We start from the raw sequence: 22,507 nt of genomic DNA on the forward strand, positions 1-22,507 counted from the left end.
GTGATTTTCGTCCAAGACTTTAACCGATCCCCTCTCACCTAACGGGACTCGCTGGCGGTGGCCAAAGACTACTCTTCTTTCTTCATTGCATTCGATATGATTAACTTTAATAATATACTAATGCTAAGCTCATTTTTAGTCAATGCATTTTTAATAAAAATCATAAATAATTTTTGGCCATTCTGCCAATGTGATAGAATAGGACCACTGAAACGCAACAGAACGGAGAAATAAATCAATGGAAAAAAATCACGCACGCTTTAACCATCGTCGTCTTCAAAAAACATCTCAGCCGCCAGTCGAGGTCAATATCGGAGATCGATTCCCACTAACTATTCGCAAGCTGGGAATCGAGGGCCAGGGAATTGGCTATTTCAAGCACAAGGTCTGCTTTGTTCCTGGTGCCTTGCCAGATGAGGTCGTTGTTGCCGAAGTCACTGCCGTTCATCCCCGCTACCTGGAAGCCAAGCTCCACAAGCTGCGCAAGCCCAGTCGCTTTAGAGTCGAACCGCGCGACAGCTATGCCAGTCAAGCAGGCGGCTTTGAATTTGAGTGCCTAGCCTATCCAGAGCAATTAAAGTTCAAGCGCCAGGTCGTCTTGGACAGTCTGGCCAAGTTTAAGCCGCGGGGCTGGCAAAATTATGACGTCCACCCAACAATTGCAGCACCAGAACAATACGGCTACCGCAATAAGGCTCAGTTTCAGATCCGCGAACGAGACGGTCATCTGATTGCCGGACTTTACCGTGCCAACAGTCATGACGTGGTCGACATGGAAGAATGTGCCGTCCAGATGCCAGGTACGATGAAGGCCATGCACGCAATCGTCAAGATGTTGGACGAACTCAAAATCCCAGCCTATAACGAAAAAAACAACAGCGGCATCATCAAAACAGTAGCCATTCGTGAATCACTGGCCACCGATGAGCTGCAGGTAACCTTGATCACCAATACTGCCAAGCTGATTCATAAAGCCCAGCTTTTGGACATGATCAAACAGCAATTGCCTGAGGTCAAGTCGGTCGAGCAAAACGTCAACCCTGGTGACACGCCGCTGGTCTGGGGTAATCAAATGATTCATCTGACAGGTCAAGAATACATTACTGAATCATTAATGGGACTTGATTTTCATCTGAGTGCCCGCTCATTTCTGCAGCTGAACCCAGCTCAGACCGAAACGCTCTATGAACAGGCAGCCCAGGCTATGGAATTGGGACCTGATGACGTATTGGTCGACGCCTATGCCGGAATTGGCACGATTGGTCTTTCTCTGGCCAGCCGCGTCAAAAGCGTGCGAGGCATGGAAGTTATTCCCGAAGCCGTTTTAGATGCCAACAACAACGCTAAACTCAATAACATCCACAATACCAGCTATGAGGTCGGCACCGCTGAAGAAGTCATGCCGCGCTGGCAAGCAGAGGGCTTTAAATTTAATGCCTTGGTCGTTGACCCGCCACGGACTGGTCTGGATGAGGCTTTGATCGAACAGATTCTCAAGGCCAAGCCAGCCAAGTTTGCCTACGTTTCATGCAATATGTCGACAATGGCCAAGAACCTGGCTCGCCTTTCCAGCGTCTATCGCGTTGACTGGATCCAGCCGGTTGATATGATGCCACAGACTCCACGCTGCGAAGCCGTTGTTAAGCTCAGTTGGCGCTAAAATTCAATTAAAACAAAAACTGCAGCCGCCTGCCGACTGCAGTTTTTTTGATGAGCCCAACTTCAAATTCGCTACCTGACTGCCTGCCATTGCTTCCAGGTGGCTGCGGCACTTATATTGGCCAGTTCCTCATAGGCATGATCACTCATTTTCTGCAGTCGAGCTGGATCGTTGAGCAGCTCAACAGCAGCCTTAACCATGGCATCAGGATGATTTAAAGCAATCAAACGCCCATTTTCATAGTTGGTGATCATCTCATCAGGGCCATAAGAGAAGTTATAGCTGATTACCGGCACGCCATGACCCAACGCCTCCCCCAGCGCCAGGGGCTGAGCATCAATCCGGCTGGCGTTGAGCATCAATTGGGCGTGATCAAAGGCTGCCGCCAGTGGGTATTGATAGTCGGCAAACTCAACGGCATCGCCTAATTTAAGATCTTGTGCCAGTTTTTTAAAGCTGGCTACGTCATTAGGCGCACCATAGCCATAAAGCGTCAGGTGTGCAGTCGGAACGGCCGCCTTGATGCGGGCAAAAATCTGGAGCAGCTGATCGGTCTGTTTGTCATAACCCAAACGGCCGACGCTGATCAGCTGGTTAGGGGTGCGATCAGCCATCTTAACGCGCGTAGTAGCCTTTTTAACCGGTGTACCATTGATCGTCAAAATACGGGCTCGTTTACCCAAGCGCTGCTGCAAAATCCGTGCTTGAGCTTGGGTCATCACGATAATCCCATCCCATTGCGACAAACTTTCAGTTAGTGCATTTTGTAAAAGACCGTTTAATGGTGCCTTCAATGGATCCTGACCATCGTTAACATGACTCATCGGCAGCCATAAATAGCGATGCGCCTTGGATTGCATGTGCAGAATCGGATCAATCGCTACGGCTGGACGATCCGCGATAAAGACGTTATTTTCGCCATTGACACGATTCAGTTCATCCAAAAAGAAAGCAAACAGCTCATTTTCGCTGGCAAACCAATGATCTTGACCATACCAGTTTTTTAAGATGTTAAGCGAGTTGATCGGCGTATTTTGTACCGATTTGACAAAATAACGCTCCAAATACATTTGGCCATCGGGGCGATAGTAGCGCGCATTAAACTCATGACCATCTTGACCAAAAAACTCATCAACTGCCTTAAAACCGCGAATGTCATAGGTGTTGCGCATAGTCAGGCTGCCGGATTGATCATACCAATCGACATGATGAATCTGACCAATTGTACCGCCAGCAAAATAGATCGTTGCTACCAGCCGACCGCCATCTCTGACCTCGCGAAAATTACTGCCCATACCGACCTGATAGTCGATTGAAAGATTTAAATCTGCGGTATGCATTGGCTGGCCTTGATAATCAACGGTCTGAGCAAAAAAGTCATATAAATTGACCAGCTGATTATTAGCCACGCCAAAACGCTGCATTGTCCGATGAAGTACCGGATCAAAATCGCGCGTAACCAGCTTTGCCGGCGTCTGATGATCCTTAAACAGCTGCAGCCGCTTTAATTCGGCATGCTCGACGCTGGAATTTTTTCCCAGCAGATACTGATTAACAAAAAAATCCATCAGTTATTGGCCCCCTTTTTCATATCATCAAGCAGCCCGTTCCATAACTTCATGACGTTGACAGCCGAGTAGCGGGCACTGTCTTGATAGGCATGCTCGCTGAATTCAGCCAGTTTTTGCTGATTGGTCAACAGACTGATAATTGCCTGAGCCAGACCATCAATATCGCCATTTTTAGTCAATAATCCATCTTGATGATCGATCACAACGTCAGCTGGGCCATATTTGATGTCATTGGCCACAATCGGCAGCCCGCGTGACTGCGCCTCAACCAAAGACAATGGCAATCCTTCCGCACGGCTGGGTAAAATCAGCAGCTGAGCCCGCTCATAAACCGCATTGACATCGGTTGTATAGCCACAAAACGTTACTGAGTTTTCTAGATGCTCGGCTTTGACCTGCTCTTTTAATTTTTGATCAAAGTTGTCGTTAGCATAGCCCCAAAGCTCCAAGTGAGCATTAGGAACGGCTCTTAAAATCTTAGGCCAGGCCGAGAGCAGATGATCCTGCTGCTTTTCTGGTGAAAGCCGGGCTACCATTACAACCAGATCACGCTCTCGTTTCTTAAAGTCGACATGTGGCGCGTTTAAGACGGCATCACTAACGATCGGTCCGGGAATTCGATAGATCTTGACGCCTTGATTGCCAAAGCGTTCTTCAACGTCAGCCTGCTGCTGCGGCGTCAGAGCAATCACGCCGTCCCAATCCTTTAAGTGATCCAGTCCCCACTGATAGTTATAGTTTAAGGTTGAGTGCAGCATATCACTGGGATCGTTAACGTGATCGTTATGCAACTGCATGACGCGAAAGACGCGGTGATGCATGTTTAAGACGGCCCAGCCCAGTTCATAGACACGATCCACAACCAACCCCAGTGGACCATTACCGGCAGACTCAAGATCCTGGATTAATTGATCATAGAAAAAGCGCGTCAGCTCATCAAAGTTAGCAAACTGCCAGTCCTTGCCATGCCAGTCAAACAAATGATAGCTGGTCAGCTTTTGTTGGCGACGATCCTTAAAGTTGACCTTCTGCAGTGCCAGCTGACCATTGGGACGCAGATAATTTTCAACGGCAATCTGACCTTCCCAGTCGTATAGCTGTTCCACAGAAGCAAAACCACGGATATCGTACCAGATAACCTTGAGTAGCTTGCCAAAATGGTCAAAATACTGCAGATTAATGATGCTGCGATCGCGATCATTGCGCCGCCGCACGTACATGACCCGTGTTTTGCCATCATAATAGTTATAGCTGATCCCGTCTGCCTTGCGCTTCCACTTAGGATTTAAATGTAGATCTTGGAGCTTGACGATGCGGTGTGGAACCAGACAAGCATCTTGAAAATAGTCAAATAGGTTGATAAAATCCTGATCCTCAATTCCAGCCTCATTAACGATCATATGCAGCTCGTTTGAATACTGTCGCGTCACGATCTTGGCTGGCTCTTGAAATTGTTTAAACAGATTAAGCCGCTTGATCTGGGCGTGTTCAATCCCCGATTGGTTACGCTGCAGATTATCATTTAAAAACAACAGCATTGTCTCACGTCACTTTCTTTTTTACTCATTCTTACCTGATCAAGTGTAACATTGGAATGTGAAGAAAGCATGATTGAGCTGTTGACATTATTAGGTCAGCAACTACAGTTATGTTATGATTGATAGATAATAAACGTACTAAGGGAGGCCGGGCCGGATGCAGAATCCATTTGGCAACAACAATCAAAACAATCAAGACTTTTTCAACAATCTGCCAATACCGCCAAACTATGCCAAAATCAAGAATGCAGAAGGCGATATGCGCATTGCCAAGGTAGGATTTTCCTGGACCATCTTTTTGTTTGGTCCTTTTCCAGCCCTATTTCGCAATGACTGGTACAATTTCTTTTTAATGATCGTTTTGGATCTGGACTATGTTTTGGTCGCCTTATTCTTTAAGTGGAACTGGATGCTTGATTTTCCATGGCCAACGCTGTTCTTCTGCTTCTTCTACAACATGATGTACTTCAGGCATCTGTTCACTAAAGGATACTATCCAGCCGATGAGCATTCCAAGGAGCTTTTGACTCAATCCGGCTACTGGAAGGAAAAATATCGTCAATAAAAAACGATAGCGAATTCGCTATCGTTTTTTTTGAATCAAAATTAGCCAAAATTGGCATGTATTTTAGTTAGATCTTTAGTGTCGGGCTGACCAGGCTGCTGGATCCTTGCGCCATTCATGCAGGTCCTTCATCTGGTTGCGATCGATCAAGTCAGTCTTTTCAGCTGTTTCAATCAAAGTCGTATAGTTGGTTACCGAGTAGTATGGAATACCAAACTGGGCAAAGTTGTCATCGGCAGCCGGCAGTTCGTAAGTAAAGACGGAAACTACGCCAACCACGTCTGCACCTTCTTTTTCTACGGCTTTAACGGCTTTTAAGACACTGCCGCCAGTCGAGATCAAGTCATCAATAACGACCACGCGCTGGCCTTCATACAAAACGCCTTCCATCTGCTTGCCTTGACCATGATCCTTTGGCTTAGAGCGTACGTAGATCATTGGCAGGCCCATTTCTTCAGCAACCCAAGCTGCATGGGGAATCCCAGCCGTAGCAGTCCCTGCAATCACGTCAACATCTTCAAAGTGTTCGTTGATCAGTTGTACCATGCCTTCATAGATGTTGCGACGAACAGCTGGATAAGAGATCGTTAACCGGTTGTCGGTGTAGATTGGTGAATGCAGTCCGCTGGCCCAGGTAAATGGCTTGTCGGGGCTCAAGGTAATTGCTTGAATGTCCAAAAGATCCTTGGCAACGATTTCGGCTTGTATTGACATATTTAGTCTTCCCCTTCCATAAATGCATGACGAATAGCCTTGTAGGCACTGATTGGATCTTCAGCCAACGTGATTGGCCGACCAACAACGATCCCATTGCTGCCCAGTTCACGAGCCTGCTGTGGCGTTACGACCCGCTTTTGATCATCATGAACCTGTAGATTGGGCCGAATCCCTGGCGTTACGCATAAAAAGTCAGGACCGGTAACCTCACGAATGGCTCTGACTTCTTGTGCGGAGCAGATTACCCCATCCAGACCGTTCTTTTCCGAAAGCTGAGCATAGTTTTGCACGGCCTCAATCAAGCTGAAGTCAACATGCTGCTCTTCATGTAAAATCCGGTCGTCAATCGAAGTCAGCTCAGTAATTGCCAACAGCTTGGGCATCGGATAGTCAGCCTGTGCGGCACCTTGTTTTAGACCTTCTTTGGCTGCCTGCAGCATCTCACTGCCACCAGCAGCGTGCGTGGTAACAAATGAAACGCCCATTTTACCAATTGCAATCATGGCCCGCTTAACGGTGTTTGGAATATCGTAAAGCTTCAGATCCAAGAATACCTTAAAGCCGCGCTGCTTGGCTTCCTTAACGATGCCGGGACCAAATGCATAGTACAGCTCCATACCGATTTTAACGATCGGCGTATGATCGGTGTCATTAGAGAGTTCATCAAAAAGCTTTAATGCGGCCTGCTTCGTATCAACGTCGATGGCCACCATAGGTTCAAATCGTTCCATTAAAATCGTACCTCATTCAGATCTGTCAGTTTTTCAATACCATAATAATCCATCACCGTTGGCAGCTGGTCAATAATTTTTGGACAAGCCAGTGGATCATGGAAACTGGCGGCTCCAACCTCAACCGCATTGGCACCGGCCATCATAAATTCCAAAACGTCTTCAGGACTTTCAACTCCACCAACACCAATGATTGGAATATTGGAGAACTCACGCACCTGGTGAATCATCCGCAGAGCGATTGGCTTTAAGGCAGCACCAGAAAGACCACCCGTTACATTAGCCAGTTTGGGTTTGCGCGTCTTGAGATCAATTGCCATCCCGGTCAACGTATTAATCATCGTCAGACCAGCTGCACCACCATTGATGGCCGCCTTAGCCAGAGGAACAATATCGATAATATTAGGTGTCAATTTAACGTATACGGGCACGTTGGAAACTGCCACGCAGCGCCGCGTCAGTCGTTCCAGCAGCTCCGGATCGGTCCCCATTGCCAGACCACCATGCTTAACATTAGGGCAGGAGACGTTTAGTTCCATAGCGCTGACATAAGGCGAGGTACCAAGCTTGGCAGCCACCTCTTCATATTCTTCCTCGCTAAAGCCGGCCGCACTGGCAATCACCGGCAGTTCAGGATAGTTTTGTGCCAGCCATGGCAGCTTTTCGCTGACTACGTTATCAACACCGGCATTGTTCAGACCATAGGCATTCAACCAACCTGCCGACGTTTCACAGGCCCGTGGCGCTGGATTGCCCTTACGCGGGTTCTTGGTGGTTGATTTGATAACCAGTGATCCCAACTTGTTTAAATCATAGTTGCGTGCAATCTCTTGACCATACCAGCAGGTTCCGCTGGCTGGGATGACCGGATTTTTCAAATGCAGCCCTGGAAGTGAAACTGATAAACGACTCATAATTTTCCCCTTTCAAAAAAAGCATCAGTGACTCACTTCAGGAGAGCACTGATGCTTTTTTAGGGTTGGTTAAAAACCTCACCGCACCGTTTGACCCTCTCTGGAGTTCATTAAATGGCAACGCTAAGTTGGATTATTCAATTGAGATATCTTCGTGACCGTCGTATTCTTCAACCGCCACGTGTACCGTTTCATTAGTTGACGTTGGAATGTTCTTACCCACAAAATCAGGCCGGATCGGCAGCTCACGGTGTCCGCGATCAACCAAAACCGCCAATGAGATTCGCTTAGGGCGTCCCATGTCCATCAAGGCGTCTAAAGCAGCTCGTACCGTCCGTCCCGTAAACAGCACGTCATCAACCAAGATTACGTGCTTATCGTTGATGTCGACGCCGAGATCGGTCGTCTTGACTTCTGGCTCTACCTTGTGATCAGGACGATGACGGTCATCACGATACAGCGTAATGTCGAGCGTTCCAACTGGCACCTTGACCCCCTCCAGCTGTTCCATGCGCTTGGCAAGCCGCTGAGCCAGATAGACGCCACGGGTTTTGATTCCAACAAAGACCAGGTTTTCGACACCCTTGTTTTGTTCGATAATCTCATAGGTAATACGGGTCAGTGCCCGCTGCATGCTTGAACCGTCAACGATTTCATGAGCCATGAAGTTCACTCCTTTATTTTAATTGCTGAAAGAAAAAACGTCTCTTCGCACCAAAACGAGGAGACGCAACATTTATCCGTTCCTTTTCAGCCTCACGGGACCAAGTTAAAGGTGCTCAATACTTTAATTGTTAGTGTAACTGCCTAGCTCAGCAGTGTCAACCATCAGCACCAATTCTAATGAAGACTTAATCAAGCAACATCTTATTAACCTCTCTTCAAACCAAAAAGCCCGATACATTGCAGTACCGAGCCTAATTTAATTTTGATTAGCCTAACCAAGGATCATGCAAAATAATCGTCTGCTCACGGTCTGGGCCGACCGAGATCGTAGCCAGTGGCGTTTGGGATAATTCACAAATCCGCTTCAGGTAGTTCTTGGCGTTTTCTGGCAGCTCATCATAACTCTTGATCTGCGTAATGTCACCTTCCCAACCTGGCAGTTCTTCATAGACTGGTTCACAGCGGTCCAATTCGGCCAGACTGGCTGGGTAGTAGTCAATTTCTTGACCATCCAGACGGTAGGCCTTACAGATCTTGACCGTCTTTAAGCCTGACAAAACATCCAACAGATTCAGACTCAAGTAGGTCATACCATCAACCCGACGTGCATGACGCATAGCAACCGAGTCAAACCAGCCAACCCGCCGTGGACGACCAGTTACGACACCGTATTCATGACCGACTTCGCGAATGTGGTCGCCAATCTCATCATGCAGCTCCGTTGGGAAAGGACCAGCGCCGACTCGCGTGCAGTAGGCCTTGCAGATACCTACGACCGTGTCGATCTTGTTAGGGCCCACACCCGCTCCGGTTGGTGCACCAGCCGCCCCAGAGTTGGAGGAGGTTACATATGGGTAGGTACCGTCATCAATATCCAGCATCGTCCCTTGCGCACCTTCAAACAGGACTTTTTTGTCATCATCTAACTCATTGTTGACCAACAGCGAGGTATCAGTAACGTATTTCTTCAGTTCTTGACCGTACTCGTAGTATTCATTAAAGATATCATCGAATTCGAGTGGCTCAACATGGTAGATCTTCGTAAACAGCTCGTTTTTAGCAGCCAGGTTGGCCCGCAGCTTTTCAGCAAAAACGTCATGTTCCAGCAGATCGCACATCCGGATCCCAGTCCGAGCAACCTTGTCCATATAGGTTGGCCCAATCCCCTTTTGTGTGGTACCAACTTTCTTGTCACCCTTGGCTTCTTCTTGGCACTTGTCAAGCAACAGGTGGTAAGGCAAGGTTACATGAGCGCGGTTCGAGATCTTAAGGCCATCTGTACTGATGCCATTATCGTTTAAATAATGGATTTCTTCGAGCAGTGCCTTAGGATTTACTACAACCCCATTGCCGATTACAGAAAGCTTCTTAGCACCAAAAATCCCTGAAGGAATCAAACGCAGCGCAAACTTTTTGCCATCAAAGATAATGGAATGGCCAGCATTGTTTCCCCCTTGCGAACGAACGACGACATCGGCTTCCTGACTGAGATAGTCGGTCATTTTACCCTTGCCCTCGTCGCCCCATTGACTGCCGACGATTACTACTGATGCCATTAATTAGTCACCTCATCCAAAATTTCTTTATGAGCACGTACTTACTCAATGATATTATACGATTTACCTAAAATTTGCAAGATATTAACCGAACGTTTTTAAAAAGCCCAATTAAAAATGTGCGTTTTATGCTTGACGACTTAAATTTGATTGTGCATAATAGCTAAGGTTTAACGTATTACATTTTTTAGCCACAAAGGAGCATTGACTCATGGAAACTTTTGATTACGATGATATTCAACTGGTGCCCAACAAGTGCATCATCAAGAGTCGCAGCGAGGCCGATACCAGCGTTAAATTTGGCCCTAAGACCTTTAAGATCCCAGTCGTTCCTGCTAACATGGAAAGCGTGATTGATGAGGATCTAGCAGTTTGGCTGGCCCAAAATGACTACTACTACGTAATGCATCGTTTTCAACCAGAAGACCGTGCTGACTTCGTTAAGCGGATGCACGATCGCGGTTTGTTTGCCTCCATCTCGGTCGGCATCAAGGACAGTGAATACGATTTTATCGATCAATTAAAATCCGAACATTTAGTCCCTGAATACATTACGATTGACGTTGCTCACGGACACTCTGATTACGTAATTAAAATGATTCACCATATCAAGCAACAATTGCCTGAATCATTTTTGACTGCCGGCAACGTGGCCACGCCAGAAGCCGTCCGTGAACTGGAAAATGCCGGTGCGGATGCTACTAAGGTTGGCGTTGGTCCCGGTAAGGCCTGCATCACTAAGCTGAAAACCGGTTTTGGGACCGGGGGCTGGCAGCTGGCCGCCTTGCGCCTGTGCAGCAAGGCCGCTAGCAAGCCTTTGATCGCTGATGGCGGAATTCGTCATAACGGCGATATTGCCAAGTCGGTTCGCTTCGGTGCATCCATGGTCATGATCGGCTCGCTTTTGGCTGGTCACCAGGAATCACCTGGTCACTTAATCACCATTGACGGCAAGCGCTACAAGCAATACTGGGGTTCAGCTTCAGAAGTACAAAAAGGCGCCTACCGCAACGTTGAAGGTAAGCAGATGCTGGTACCATTCCGCGGTTCAATCAAAGACACCTTGCTGGAGATGCAAGAAGATCTGCAATCCTCAATCTCTTACGCCGGTGGTCGCGATCTCAAGTCCATTACCAAGGTTGACTATGTGGTCGTTAAAAATTCCATCTTAAACGGTGACTATTAATCAACATCAAGAGGCTGAGAATTAACTCAACCGCTTAATGATGGATAATAATGCCTCAGCACAGTAGCTGGCTGGGTCGAAAACAAACGCCGAAAATCGGTCGCAAGCTGATTTTCGGCGTTTTTTCTCACTCGCTTTTTAATTAAATCAAAAAGAGCCGCCCCGCTATTTGGCGAGACGGCTCTTTTGCTATTGGTATTAATGCTTGGGAGACTTACGTCAGTGGATTTAAGGAGTTATTTTGAACTAGCCATCAACGATAACCGTACCCAGCTTGCCAGCCAAGGCATCCTTCAAACCGCTAAGTGAAGTGATGATGGCTTCACGGTCTGGGTGATCCTTGACAAATGACATGCAGGCTTCGATCTTAGGCAGCATGCTGCCGGCAGCGAATTCCTTTTCGTCGATGTACTTCTTGGCTTCAGAAATCGTCAGTTTCTTCAGCGTCTTTTGATCTGGTTGGTTGTAGTGAACATAGACATAGTCAACCGCCGTCAGAATGATCAGCTTGTCAGCGTCAATGTTGTCAGCCAACAGAGCACTCGTCCGGTCCTTGTCGATAACGGCTGGCACGCCTTGCAGACCATCATCAGTAAAGATAACGGGAACCCCACCCCCGCCACCTGCGATAACCAGGTCGCCGGCTTCGATCAGCTTGTTGATACTGTCGATTTCCAAGATCCGCTTTGGCAGTGGTGATGGAACAACTTGACGGTAGCCACGGCCAGCGTCTTCAACAAACGTGTAGCCTTTTTCCTTTTCGATTGCTTCGGCTTGTTCCTTAGTGTAGAAATCGCCAACTGGCTTCGTTGGATTTTCAAAGGCCTGGTCCTTTGGGTCAACGGCAACTTGTGTAACCATCGTAACCACGTTCTTGTTCATCCAGCGACGGTGCAGCTCGTTTTGCAGACTCTGCTGCAGGTGATAGCCAATGTAGCCTTGGCTCATCGCGCCACATTCTGGGAATGGAAAGGCAGGTGCCTTGCCATTTTCAGCGGCATAGTTCATGCCCAGATTGATCGCCCCAACCTGTGGACCATTCCCATGACTGATAACTACTTGGTTACCTGAAGATACCAGGCTGATCAAAGACCAAGCCGTGTTCTTAACCAATTCAAGCTGTTCTTCAGGTGTCTTGCCTAAAGCATTGCCCCCTAATGCAACTACTACTTTAGCCATATGCAGTTCCCCCTTGGTAATAGAATCAATTAATGATGTGGATGTTTAATTATTCACCAAGAGTGGCAACCATAACGGCTTTGATGGTGTGCATCCGGTTTTCGGCTTCACGGAAGACAACGGAGTGCTTGCTTTCAAAGACTTCGTCAGTAACTTCCATTTCCTTAAGGCCAAACTTCTTTTCGATTTCACGACCAACCTCAGTGTCCAGGTTGTGGAATGCAGGCAGGCAGTGTTCGAAGATAACGTTAGGGTTTTCAGTAGCCTTCATAACGTCCATCGTTACTTGGTATGGCTTCAGCAGCTTGATCCGCTTTTCCCACATGTCGTCGGATTCACCCATGGATACCCAAACGTCAGCGTAGATAACGTCCATGCCCTTGACACCTTCTTTGATGTCGTTGGTTACGACGATCTTGGCACCAGTTTCCTTGGCAATTTCGTTAGCCTTGTCCAGCGTTTCCTTAGTTGGTTCAAGTTCCTTAGGCGTTACAACGTGGTATTCCATACCCATAACAGCAGCACCCAGCATCAGAGCGTTGGATACGTTGTCTTGACCGTCACCAACAAAGGCAAACTTGATGTCTTGGTAGTTCTTCTTCAGAACTTCCTTAGCAGTCAGGAAGTCAGCCAGAACTTGGGTTGGGTGGTCTTCATCAGTCAGACCATTCCAAACTGGAACGCCAGAGTACTTAGCCAGAATTTCAACGTTGCGTTGGGAGAAGCCACGGTATTCAATACCATCGAACATCCCACCCAATACGCGAGCCGTGTCCTTAACGGATTCCTTGTGGCCAATGTGAGAACCAGATGGGCCAAGGTAGGTTACGTGAGCACCTTCGTCTTTGGCACCAACTTCAAATGAACAACGAGTACGAGTAGAACTCTTTTCAAAAATCAAGGCAATGTTCTTGCCTTCCAGACGCTTGCCTTCATTACCCGTGTACTTAGCCTTCTTCAGATCTTCGGCCAGGTTCAGCATGTATTCCATTTCACGGGTGTTAAAGTCAGCCAGGGTTAAGAAACTGCGGTTACGTAAGTTAAATGACATTTTTAAGTTCCTCCTTCTTAATTACAGTCTCTATCATAGAAACCGTTTTCAGTAATCTTCACAATGATTCAAAATACTTCAAAAGAAAAATTTATTTTTTTGGTTATCTTAATCTTGATATATCAAGGAATGTAAACGCTATCTTAGAAATATGCATTAAATCGGTGCATAAAACATTACCATGCAAAAAGGATGTTTCCAATCAATTAAAAATGTTAAAATTCAAGAAACATCAAAGATTTTCCAAAAACTTCAATTTGAGAATGTTTATGCTTCAGGAGGTATTTTTATGAATTTTTACATTGCTGACGATGATCCGGATACCATTGCACTGCTCAGCGATCTGATTGAAAACGACTTCAACAACTCAATCGTCGGGGCCGCCGATAATCCGCAGCAGGCCTATGATGATCTATTGCGACTGCGGGTTGACATTATGCTGGTTGACTATGGCATGCCGGTGATGACCGGGATCCAGCTGATTGAAAAGCTCAAGGCCGCCAACAGTCAGCCACATTTCATCATGATGTCATCAGTCAGCGATGCCAAGACCCGTACAGCTGCCTATCAGGCCGGCATTGATTTTTTCTTGGAAAAGCCAATCAACCTGGCTGAAACCAAGCATATTATCCGCTTGATCGCCAGCTATATATTGATGACCGATAAGCTCAACCGCATTTTTGAGCTGGTCGGCAGCAGTGCTCCTTATCATCTGCCACAATCGCAGCAGCGTCAGCAAGTTGATCGAATCAAGTCAATTCTGCGCTTTTTGGGGATTACGGCCGAAACCGGCTCTCAAGACATCATTCGTATTATTTCATTGATGGTTGACCAAAAGCTGGGCTTTAACGACATCGACTTTGCCGGCATTTTACATTTTGATGCCCATACCAAAAAAATCGTTTTTCAAAGAATTCGTCGGGCACTCAAAGTTGGGCTCAACAATCTGGCCAACATGTTTTTAGATTATCCAGACAACGAGATTTTAATGGAATATGCCAACAATCTCTTTGGCTATAAAAACGTGCATAATGAAGTTTTAAAACTCAAAGGCGTACAAAACAACGGCGGTCAGATTTCGCTGCAGCACTTTTTTGATGGTCTATTGCAAGAAAGCATCATTGAAAAATAATCAAAATAAAGCTGAGAATAGAGTCTCAAAACAAAAAAATGGCTGAAGATTACGTTGCTTAATGCGTTGATCTTCGGCCATTTCTATTATTAAAGTTATTTTATTTTGTTAGAAAAATTAGTTTTTCCCAACCTCTTTTAAATCTCTTTTATTTCACGAGCGGCCACCAAGTATAGCCATCGGTGCGCAACCTTTTGCCGTTCAACGGCCTGCAGCGCGCCAGCATATAGATTCAGCTGACCGCTGTAGCGATCGACAATACGCTGCTCAAAACGTTCCTTGAGTGGGACCGTTGACAGATCCACGTGATCAGTCTTGTAGTCAAATAATTCCAGACCATCGCCGCTGATAAAGTAGCCATCGATAATTCCATGGACCAGCACTGGCGCATCCTCTTTTTCAGTCGCCAGATTCTTGAAAAGCTGAGCAGCATTGATCAGCATGGAAAAAGGCGCTTCACGATGCAGACTATCTACATGCGTTAGAATTCGCTGCCCAAGCTCGGTTTGATAAAAGGCCACGATACCTTCAACGTCAATGGCAGCTGCCAGCTCATCACTGCTTAACAGCTGATCCATTCTTAACTGAGCGATAGTTTGTTTGACCAGCTTTTCGTCAACCACACCGCCGGTTAGATCCAGCTTTTGAAAGACCAGGTGCGTTGCCGTCCCAATCTCGGTTGCCGAAAGCTGATGCTGCTGAGTCGTCATGAACTCAGGCTGAGCAAAGTCATCACTGCGATACCAGCCACTGGTCTTGACCTGCTGCTGATCAAACGTCAAGCGTCCCATCTCGCGATCATCCGGATCCTGAGTGGCAAACAGCTGCTTGATGTCACTAACCGCTTGATAGGCCGTCGTCACGATTGCTTGCGGATGCGGATACTTCATTTCTACGACTTGACGATAGAGCTGCTGTTGTTTTGGCGTCAGCTCTGCAGTTGCCGTGGCGGTTTCTTCAGCCCGAGTCCCACGCTGAGTTGCCAAATGTTCCAGCTGCTGCTGTAATTGAGTCTGATTATAGCGCTGTGCTTTAAAATCACCGATACTGGTCTGCCACTTTGCCTCATCGCCATCTGATTCCATATCCAAATCAGTCAGATCAAAATCGGTTGCACGCATGATCCCCATTCCGATCCAGTCCAAAAATGAATGGGCATTGAGGCGGGCCTGCGCACCAATTACGGCTTGATCGCTCTGCAGGGCTTTTTGCCAGGTCTTGGCTGCCTGAGCGCGTCCTGAGCGCGTGTTGCCTTCTTTGTTTTCATTGACTGAACCGGTAATGATCAGGCGTTGCTGGGCCCTGGTCAAAGCAACGTACAGGACCCGCAGATCCTCGGCCCGGCTGCTAGCCTTTTGAGCTTCAATAATTAAGTTGCGCTGCGGTAGATCATAGAGAATCTGTGGCAATGCATCCGGATTCTGATCGGCAGCCTGTCCCAGATACTTGATACCCAGACCTGCATTGGCATCAATAATTGCCTTGCCATTTTCATCCTTAAAGCCATGTGCCGTATCAATCAAAAAGACAACCGGAAATTCCAGACCTTTCGCACCATGAATCGTCATTACGTTGACCGTATCACTGGCTAGTTGGGCAGGTGCTTCGCCAAGGTCCTGATTGCGTTTTTGCATGCGTTCGATAAAGCGAATGAATTGATACAGCCCCTTGAAGCTGCTTTCCTCATAGCCATGTGCCCGTTCATACAGAGCATGCAGATTGGCCGATCGCTGCTGTCCGCCCGGCATGCCGGCCACATAATCCAGATAGCCGGTTTCTTGATAAATCTGCCAGATCAATTCAACCAGCGAGCGCCGCTGGGCCGTTTCATGAAATTCATGCAGCTGTTTTAAAAAATACGCCGTTTTTTGATAGAGCGCGGCCAGGTCAATGCCATATGGATGATCATCAAGCAGCTTTAGATCATGATAGGTCGCTACAAAGCGCTTCAATGCCCCAAAATACTGGTCATGACGATCATTGATCCGCAAAAAGGCCATTTCCGGTTCCGTTAGATTTACGATTGGTGAGCGCAAAACGGCTACCAATGGAATGTCTTGATATGGGTTGTCGATGATCTTTAGCAATGAAACAATCGTCCGTACTTCAGTCGACTTAAAGTAGTTTTCAACGCCATGCACGGTCAAAGGAATATTCAATGAAGCAAATTCGTTGACCAACGTGTTGTTGATCGACTTAGCCCGCTCTAAAAGCACAATATCACCAGGCTTGATGTCTCGATGACCATTGGGTGCGTCTGGGTCAAAAATCTGCTCATGATTATCCAGCATCTGGCGAATCCGCATCCCTACCATCCGCAGCTCACCTGACTGACGGTCGGCTTCATGACTGGCTTGCTCGTCATTATCCTCGGCATTGGCGTCATAGAGCATCACCTCAACCGGCTTAACCTGGTCTTTTGGATACCATTGCGCTGCAAATTTCAAATGGGCTGCCTCATCATAGTCCATCTCACCGACTTGATGATCCATCAGCTGACTGAATAGCAAATTGGTAAAGTCGGTTACGTTGGGCATGGAACGGAAATTTTCGGCCAGATTGATCAATTCGCCTGGCGAGTTCGGTTGCAGCTGATCCTCTTTGACAAACGTCTGATATTTATGCAGGAACATCGTTGGATCGGCTTGACGGAACCGGTAGATTGATTGCTTGACGTCACCGACCATGAATAGTCGATTGACACTTGGATCATGGAGCTGCTGCAATATTTTTTCCTGCAGCGGATTGGTATCTTGATACTCATCAATCATGATTTCCTTAAAGTGCCGCTGCAGATTTTTTAAAGTCTGCTTCCCGGCCTTGGTGTCAACCGTCAAAATCTGATACGCATAATGCTCCAAATCGGAAAAGTCCAGCAGATGCCGTTGTAATTTAAGCTGCTGATAGTTTTGGCGATACTGCCAGACTACGTCAACCAGTTCGTCAACGATGCCTTTAGCTCCCGCTGACAGTTTGATCAATAGACTGGCATCCATAAAGTAATGATCGTGGAGGCTTTGAATACGGTCCTTCAGATCATTGCGGGCATCTTTGATCGATTCGTAGGCGGCCATAGCTTCAAGCTCGTCTTTTTTAGGCCGTCCCTTAATCGTTGGAAACTGTTTTTTATTGAGCTTAGCGCTGATTGCATCCCAAGTATCCGATTCGATCAGCTGCAATAGCTCAGCTGCGGTTTGCGTATCTGCTTTCAGCATTGATGCAGTCGTATCTAGACCGGCTGATTGGGCTTGATGCGTTAAAGTAAGAAAGTCGGCATGAATCTGGGTTAATTCGCGTTTCAAGACGGGCAGCAGCTGTTTTTGATAAAAACTCGATTTGGTCAGCTCACCATCTGCCAACTCATACATTTTAGGCAGCTGCTTGAGCCAGGCATGCGGATCCGCTTGAGCATTGGCAACCCGATCCAGTTCCATAACGATATCGCTTAAAGCATCATCACTGCGGTCGTTGACAAAATTCAGCACCAGCTTTTCAAATGGTCGCTGGCTAGGATCTTCAATTAGTGCATCTCTGGCATAAAGCTCTTCTCTTAAATCATCCCAGACTTGATCCTGCAAAAGAATCGTTTCGGTTTCATCCGTCAGCAGACGAAACTGCGGATCCAGATCGATCAGGTAGTAGTAGCGCTTGATCAGCTGCTGGCAAAAGGCATGAATCGTACTGATATGGGCAATCGCCAGCCGGTTGATCTGATCGCGCAGATGCCGATTATTAGCTTCTTTTTCCAACCGGCGTCGAATCCGATCTCGCATATTATCGGCCGCTTCGTTGGTAAAGGTAACCATCAGCAGTTGATCGATATTAAGATTGGCGTCTTCTTTCAACATTTTGATGACCCGGTCAACCAATACCGTGGTCTTGCCTGCCCCCGCCGATGCCGATACTAAAATGTCATGGGTTCTGGCATCAATCGCTCGCTTTTGCTGTGGCGTAAACTTGGTATCACTCATTTTTATCCCCCTGTGATTGATCTTGTTTCAGCTTTTCTGCCACGTCGCGCTCAGTCAGTAAAATATCGCGATAGTGTTTTTGATCCAGCATTGGGTCAAAGCGATAGATATCTTGATAGTCGCTGTATTGCAGGCCATCTTGTTTATCCAGTCGATAAGGTCTTAGTGACGTATCGCCATTAAAGATCTGTGTGGCTGCGTTGACGATGCGTTCTTGGTTGCGAGCCAACAGTGCTGCCAGCTGTTTTTCATCAACCAGCGCCATCCCACTGTTGGCCTTGAGATTGCCGTTTTTGAACGCTCGCAGGCTGAGCAGCTGGGGCTTAAAGTCATCGATACCGCGATCCAGGTCGCTCAACAATTGTCGATCATTTAATAAAACACCGCGATAGCGATGACTCTTCAATTCCTCACTGGCCAGACTGCCACTGAGGCTCTCCCATTTAAAGACTGGATTTTGCAAATGCAGATAAAGCGCACCGGCAATCTTAGCCGTCTGCTGATTAAGCTTAAGCTGATGACTGAGACTGTTTAAATAAGACAGCATTTGCAGAGCCAAGCCATCATAAGCCTCAACCAGATTGAACTGCTGATTGCCCGACTTATAGTCAACCACCATTAAGTAGGGCTCCTGATTCAACTCAACAGCATCGATTCGGTCAATGCGGCCGCGCAGATAAACCTTGTGTCCCTGGTCAAGTGGGTAAATCAATGGGGCAAAGCTGTGTTGTCCTTGATCACTGAGGTCCATCACGCCAAATTTCTGTTCCGTTACCACGTTTTGGGCGTGGGTCAGCTTAGCCTGGTTGCGCAGTACTTTTGTCATCGTTTCAACCAGCCGTTCCAACTGTCGTTTGCGAAAGGCCAGGCGCTGGTAGTTTTGCGTCAATTGAATCAACTGTGGCTGTTGATCAAAGGCCCAGGCCATTGATTGGTGCGTAAGGTGCTGAAGCTGATCGTCATTTAATTCGCTTAACTGCAGGTTTTGTTGATTGAGCAGCCGCATAAAGCAGTCCAGACTGTCATGGAAAAACGTCCCGGATTTATCAGCCGAGATTTCCAGTTCTTCGCGCTTTTGAATGCGCAGACCATATTTAAGAAAATATTCGTAAGGGTTGCGGTAATAGTCCTGCAGCTGTGAGATTGATGCATAAAGCGTATTGTGCTGCAGCTTAGGGGCCGTTTGAGGCAGCGGCTGACCATTTTGCATTGCCTGGGTCTGAGCATCCAGTGCCTCCGGATCCCATTGTCCATACAGCCGTTCCGCCAATGCAGCCGGCAGCGGTGTCGTTTCATTGGCGTATTCGAGACTTTTGGCAGTCCAATCATAGCGCGTAAGATTTTGGACCATTAGTTTGCTCAAAAAGCTCCAGGCCGCACCCAATGGCTGATGATCATCCAATGCCTGACGCAAGACCTGCATCAAATTACCCAAAACGGCTGCTGGGGCACTGACATACGGCCAGGCCTCAAGTGCCGAATCTTGCGGCTGAGCCATAAACGGCAAATCGTCTTTGAGCTGTTTTTTATCAGCATCCCAACGATCAAAAGCCATTGCCAGATCAATCATATAAGGCGACAGACCAAGTGGCTTTTCATCATTACCAAGCTGTGGTGCCGAAATAATCAGACGCTCTTTTCCACTCATAAAGCCCAGGTAGTTTAGGAATGGCTCACCACTCATTTTCTCAACTCCACTGGCTGGCAAAAACTGCTCATCACTCAAGCAGGCATTCAACAATTCACGATCTGGATCGCTGAGCAGCCCCGTAGCCGATTTAGCTTCTGGCATAACATCACTGGTAGCTCCCATCATAAAGACAACCTTGCGCGTGTCGGTCTGCACGATCCCGGTTTCAGAGATTACGACCTGATCCAGCGTTGACGGTATCTGTGAGTACTGGGCGGTCTCAAAGCCGGCCATCAACAGATCCGCAAACTCATCAATCATAAATGGCTGCTGTTGGCCTAGAATCTGCACGTACTCATCCAAGATATTGCAAAAGACTTGCCAAACCTGCTGCGGTTCTTGGGCTCTTGTCAGATCGATCTGACTATCGGCAACCGACCATTCCTGAAGCCGCTCGACGACACCCGCACCAACCAAAAAGCTATATAGTGCCTTGGCTGCTTCAGTACCATTTTGAGCTTGATCAAGCTGATTGAAAAATTTCTGCAGCCCATTGACGTAATCCTTGATGACGTTCAACGGTGCTGAAGCCAGCCGATCGCGTTTTTGCATATCAGCATGATGCTTTAGCTCTTCTTCATCAACGTTGGGATCAAAATGCCATTTCTGCTTGCTCAGCCAGTCGTCACCAGTGCGACCATACTGCAGACACCAGTTTTCCGTTTGGTAGATGGCGTTTTGAAAATACTTTTTGGTGACTGTCCGCCCCAGATCATCATGCATGTCTTTTGGTACCAATAGGCCGGTTTTTAATAGATGCATAACGTCGCTGGTAGCAAAGTGGCGCTGATAAACCTTAAACAAAGCTTCAATCAAATTGACCAAGGGATGGTTATTCATCAGGCGTTCCAAGTCATTAAAAATCGGTACCTCATGGGCTTTAAAGACCGAATCCAGCATCGTGGCATAGCCATCCAGATGCCGCGTTAGAATCAGAAAGTCACGGTAGCGGTATTTCCCAGTGCTGACCAATTGGCGGATCTTGGCAGCAATCAAATTCAATTCAGCTACACGATTGGACGCAGTAAAAAACTGAATGCTTTTAGGATCCTTGAGTGGCTCAATGGGCAGTTCACTAAGCATCTGCGTCTGCGCGGCAAAGACTCGCTCCAAAACCTGCAGATCTTCATTGACTCGTGGCTGATCAGCCATCAGATCGTCTGCCAGTTTTACGCCTGGCGTCTGTTTGGCAAAGCGCACCAAGCGATAGTACTGACAGCCAGACTCATAAAACAGATTATGTTCGTCTGGCAGCTCATTATGATAGGACCGATCCAAGATCAATGAAATCGTAGTAGCCTGGGCATTTTTAATCAGTGCCTGAACGATCTGCAGCTCACGGGCCGTAAACTGTGAGAAACGATCTAGATAAAAATAAGCATGCGACAGATCTTTTTGCTGCAAGTATTTTACCAGCAAGGCATCAATTTGACTGATGTCTTGATAGTCGCCCAAAGCCTTGACGAATTCGCCGTAGACCATAAAAATGACCTTCAATTTAGCCTGCCAGACGTCATCTAAAACCTGATGATTTGTCTGGGCCCAGGTTTTGGCGCGTTCCATGATGGCTGCATAGTCAGTTGGCGCAATTTTAGCCGTCTGCAATTCAGTCAGCTGTTGAGTCAGTTCCTTGATAAAGCCAGGCCGCTTGACCTCACCAGCAAACATCTGCATCTCATTTTGGTGCTGATTGACAATCTGGGCCGTCAGCATCGTTAAGCCGGTTGGTGAAAGCCGCGGTGCCTGAAATGCCGGTGTATCACGCAGCAGATACCAAGCCAGCCGGCTAAATGACAATACCTGAACTTTCATCTGTGCATAAGGCTGATCATCATCAAGCGCGGCCGTATCTTTTAGGCGATTCAGCACCTCAATCTCGGTTGCAAACTTAATATGGTTGGGAACCAGATAGAAAAACTCACCATTAGGATCGGTGACCATCTGCTTTTTCATTTCAGCCAACAGACTGGCCCGGTGATCATAGGCGGCCGTTCCCAAAATAAATCTCAAGCTGCTCATTGCGCTTTCCTCCGTTTTGATTGATTGCTTCAATTTTATCATGGACCGCCGCCATAAAAGACCGTGGTCGATAATTCCAATCTTACTTCTAATTCATGAATCTTGTGAATTATTGATCAACAGTCACCGATGATCATAATCAGCATCAGACCAGCATTTATAACGAATTAAAAATAAAAATAATAAATTTTAGTTTGTTGGTTGTCTTTGTGAAGCAAAAGTGGTTTAATGTAATTGTTACTTAGTGAGCAATAACTAAGTTAGGGTTAGGACTTTCATCCCAATAAAGTCATCTTTTATCTCAAATTCAAATCTCTCTACTCCATACTTGGTGGTTTTTAATCGCCTCAATGATAACTTT

The 22,507-nt window shown here is 47.0% G+C and carries 15 protein-coding genes; 4 read left to right on the forward strand and 11 right to left on the reverse strand.

The annotated features are described in order from the left end of the window. The first annotated feature begins 238 nt into the window (after positions 1-238). Positions 239-1,660, forward strand: a complete 1,422-nt coding sequence (rlmD, locus tag QOS03_RS01040; RefSeq protein ID WP_283575067.1) for a 23S rRNA (uracil(1939)-C(5))-methyltransferase RlmD — start codon at positions 239-241, stop codon at positions 1,658-1,660. A gap of 71 nt (positions 1,661-1,731) precedes the next feature. On the opposite strand, the gene asp1 is transcribed toward rlmD, so the two are convergent. Both asp1 and QOS03_RS01050 read right to left on the reverse strand, forming a co-directional pair. Beyond that, positions 1,732-3,228, reverse strand: a complete 1,497-nt coding sequence (gene asp1, locus QOS03_RS01045; RefSeq protein ID WP_283575068.1) for an accessory Sec system glycosyltransferase Asp1 — start codon at positions 3,226-3,228, stop codon at positions 1,732-1,734. Next, a complete protein-coding gene (locus QOS03_RS01050) occupies positions 3,228-4,769 on the reverse strand; it encodes a glycosyltransferase (RefSeq protein WP_283575069.1) in 1,542 nt (513 codons plus the stop codon). The genes asp1 and QOS03_RS01050 overlap by 1 nt, the downstream gene beginning before the upstream one ends. A 157-nt stretch (positions 4,770-4,926) precedes the next feature. Here QOS03_RS01050 and QOS03_RS01055 point away from each other — a divergent pair, with 157 nt between their 5' ends. Next, entirely contained in the window at positions 4,927-5,334 is a 408-nt protein-coding gene (locus QOS03_RS01055; RefSeq protein WP_283575070.1) for a hypothetical protein, read from the forward strand. Between the two features lie 75 nt (positions 5,335-5,409). Here the strand turns inward: QOS03_RS01055 and pyrE are convergent, their stop codons facing one another. From pyrE to QOS03_RS01080, 5 genes are all read right to left on the reverse strand, one after another. Next, complete coding sequence (gene pyrE, locus QOS03_RS01060; RefSeq protein ID WP_283575071.1) at positions 5,410-6,048, reverse strand: orotate phosphoribosyltransferase; 639 nt, start codon at positions 6,046-6,048, stop codon at positions 5,410-5,412. A gap of 2 nt (positions 6,049-6,050) precedes the next feature. After that, positions 6,051-6,782, reverse strand: coding sequence for an orotidine-5'-phosphate decarboxylase (gene pyrF, locus QOS03_RS01065; RefSeq protein WP_283575072.1), 732 nt, complete (start codon positions 6,780-6,782; stop codon positions 6,051-6,053). Next, a complete protein-coding gene (locus QOS03_RS01070; protein WP_283575073.1) occupies positions 6,782-7,696 on the reverse strand; it encodes a dihydroorotate dehydrogenase in 915 nt (304 codons plus the stop codon). The genes pyrF and QOS03_RS01070 overlap by 1 nt, the downstream gene beginning before the upstream one ends. Before the next feature lie 133 nt (positions 7,697-7,829). Continuing rightward, positions 7,830-8,360 carry a bifunctional pyr operon transcriptional regulator/uracil phosphoribosyltransferase PyrR gene (gene pyrR / locus QOS03_RS01075; RefSeq protein ID WP_006500912.1) on the reverse strand — a complete coding sequence of 177 codons (531 nt, stop codon included), beginning with the start codon at positions 8,358-8,360 and terminating at the stop codon, positions 7,830-7,832. Positions 8,361-8,628: 268 nt separating this feature from the next. Continuing rightward, positions 8,629-9,918 (reverse strand): adenylosuccinate synthase, encoded by a 1,290-nt coding sequence (locus QOS03_RS01080; RefSeq protein WP_169461837.1) that lies wholly within the window; start codon positions 9,916-9,918, stop codon positions 8,629-8,631. Between the two features lie 211 nt (positions 9,919-10,129). On the opposite strand from QOS03_RS01080, the gene QOS03_RS01085 reads away from it, so the two are divergent. Then, the gene (locus tag QOS03_RS01085; RefSeq protein ID WP_272215935.1) at positions 10,130-11,104 is read left to right on the forward strand and encodes a GMP reductase; all 975 of its coding nucleotides are present in this window, start codon (positions 10,130-10,132) and stop codon (positions 11,102-11,104) included. A gap of 246 nt (positions 11,105-11,350) precedes the next feature. Here QOS03_RS01085 and arcC read toward each other — a convergent pair whose 3' ends face one another. After that, positions 11,351-12,283: a carbamate kinase gene (arcC, locus tag QOS03_RS01090; RefSeq protein WP_006500909.1), complete on the reverse strand. Its 933-nt coding sequence runs from the start codon at positions 12,281-12,283 to the stop codon at positions 11,351-11,353. 49 nt (positions 12,284-12,332) lie between these two features. Continuing rightward, positions 12,333-13,334 carry an ornithine carbamoyltransferase gene (gene argF / locus QOS03_RS01095; RefSeq protein ID WP_006500908.1) on the reverse strand — a complete coding sequence of 334 codons (1,002 nt, stop codon included), beginning with the start codon at positions 13,332-13,334 and terminating at the stop codon, positions 12,333-12,335. A gap of 289 nt (positions 13,335-13,623) precedes the next feature. Between argF and QOS03_RS01100 the strand changes: the two genes are divergently transcribed. Continuing rightward, complete coding sequence (locus tag QOS03_RS01100) at positions 13,624-14,466, forward strand: DNA-binding domain-containing protein (protein WP_283575074.1); 843 nt, start codon at positions 13,624-13,626, stop codon at positions 14,464-14,466. Positions 14,467-14,603: 137 nt separating this feature from the next. Here the strand turns inward: QOS03_RS01100 and addA are convergent, their stop codons facing one another. Both addA and QOS03_RS01110 read right to left on the reverse strand, forming a co-directional pair. Beyond that, on the reverse strand, positions 14,604-18,437 hold the full coding sequence (addA, locus tag QOS03_RS01105; protein ID WP_283575075.1) for a helicase-exonuclease AddAB subunit AddA: 3,834 nt from the start codon (positions 18,435-18,437) through the stop codon (positions 14,604-14,606). After that, complete coding sequence (locus QOS03_RS01110; RefSeq protein ID WP_283575076.1) at positions 18,430-22,146, reverse strand: PD-(D/E)XK nuclease family protein; 3,717 nt, start codon at positions 22,144-22,146, stop codon at positions 18,430-18,432. The genes addA and QOS03_RS01110 overlap by 8 nt, the downstream gene beginning before the upstream one ends. Positions 22,147-22,507 lie beyond the last annotated feature (361 nt).

Origin of the sequence: Limosilactobacillus pulli, from assembly GCF_947381555.1 — a bacterium.
In the GTDB taxonomy this organism is placed as follows: domain Bacteria; phylum Bacillota; class Bacilli; order Lactobacillales; family Lactobacillaceae; genus Limosilactobacillus; species Limosilactobacillus pulli.

Coding starts and splice junctions, on each gene's coding strand:
- asp1 (WP_283575068.1), bottom strand. CDS start 3,228: ATGGATTTTTTTGTTAATCAGTATCTGCTGGGAAAAAATTCCAGCGTC.
- QOS03_RS01110 (WP_283575076.1), bottom strand. CDS start 22,146: ATGAGCAGCTTGAGATTTATTTTGGGAACGGCCGCCTATGATCACCGG.
- QOS03_RS01050 (WP_283575069.1), bottom strand. CDS start 4,769: ATGCTGTTGTTTTTAAATGATAATCTGCAGCGTAACCAATCGGGGATT.
- rlmD (WP_283575067.1), top strand. CDS start 239: ATGGAAAAAAATCACGCACGCTTTAACCATCGTCGTCTTCAAAAAACA.
- pyrF (WP_283575072.1), bottom strand. CDS start 6,782: ATGGAACGATTTGAACCTATGGTGGCCATCGACGTTGATACGAAGCAG.
- arcC (WP_006500909.1), bottom strand. CDS start 12,283: ATGGCTAAAGTAGTAGTTGCATTAGGGGGCAATGCTTTAGGCAAGACA.
- QOS03_RS01070 (WP_283575073.1), bottom strand. CDS start 7,696: ATGAGTCGTTTATCAGTTTCACTTCCAGGGCTGCATTTGAAAAATCCG.
- addA (WP_283575075.1), bottom strand. CDS start 18,437: ATGAGTGATACCAAGTTTACGCCACAGCAAAAGCGAGCGATTGATGCC.
- QOS03_RS01100 (WP_283575074.1), top strand. CDS start 13,624: ATGAATTTTTACATTGCTGACGATGATCCGGATACCATTGCACTGCTC.
- QOS03_RS01055 (WP_283575070.1), top strand. CDS start 4,927: ATGCAGAATCCATTTGGCAACAACAATCAAAACAATCAAGACTTTTTC.
- QOS03_RS01080 (WP_169461837.1), bottom strand. CDS start 9,918: ATGGCATCAGTAGTAATCGTCGGCAGTCAATGGGGCGACGAGGGCAAG.
- pyrR (WP_006500912.1), bottom strand. CDS start 8,360: ATGGCTCATGAAATCGTTGACGGTTCAAGCATGCAGCGGGCACTGACC.
- argF (WP_006500908.1), bottom strand. CDS start 13,334: ATGTCATTTAACTTACGTAACCGCAGTTTCTTAACCCTGGCTGACTTT.
- QOS03_RS01085 (WP_272215935.1), top strand. CDS start 10,130: ATGGAAACTTTTGATTACGATGATATTCAACTGGTGCCCAACAAGTGC.
- pyrE (WP_283575071.1), bottom strand. CDS start 6,048: ATGTCAATACAAGCCGAAATCGTTGCCAAGGATCTTTTGGACATTCAA.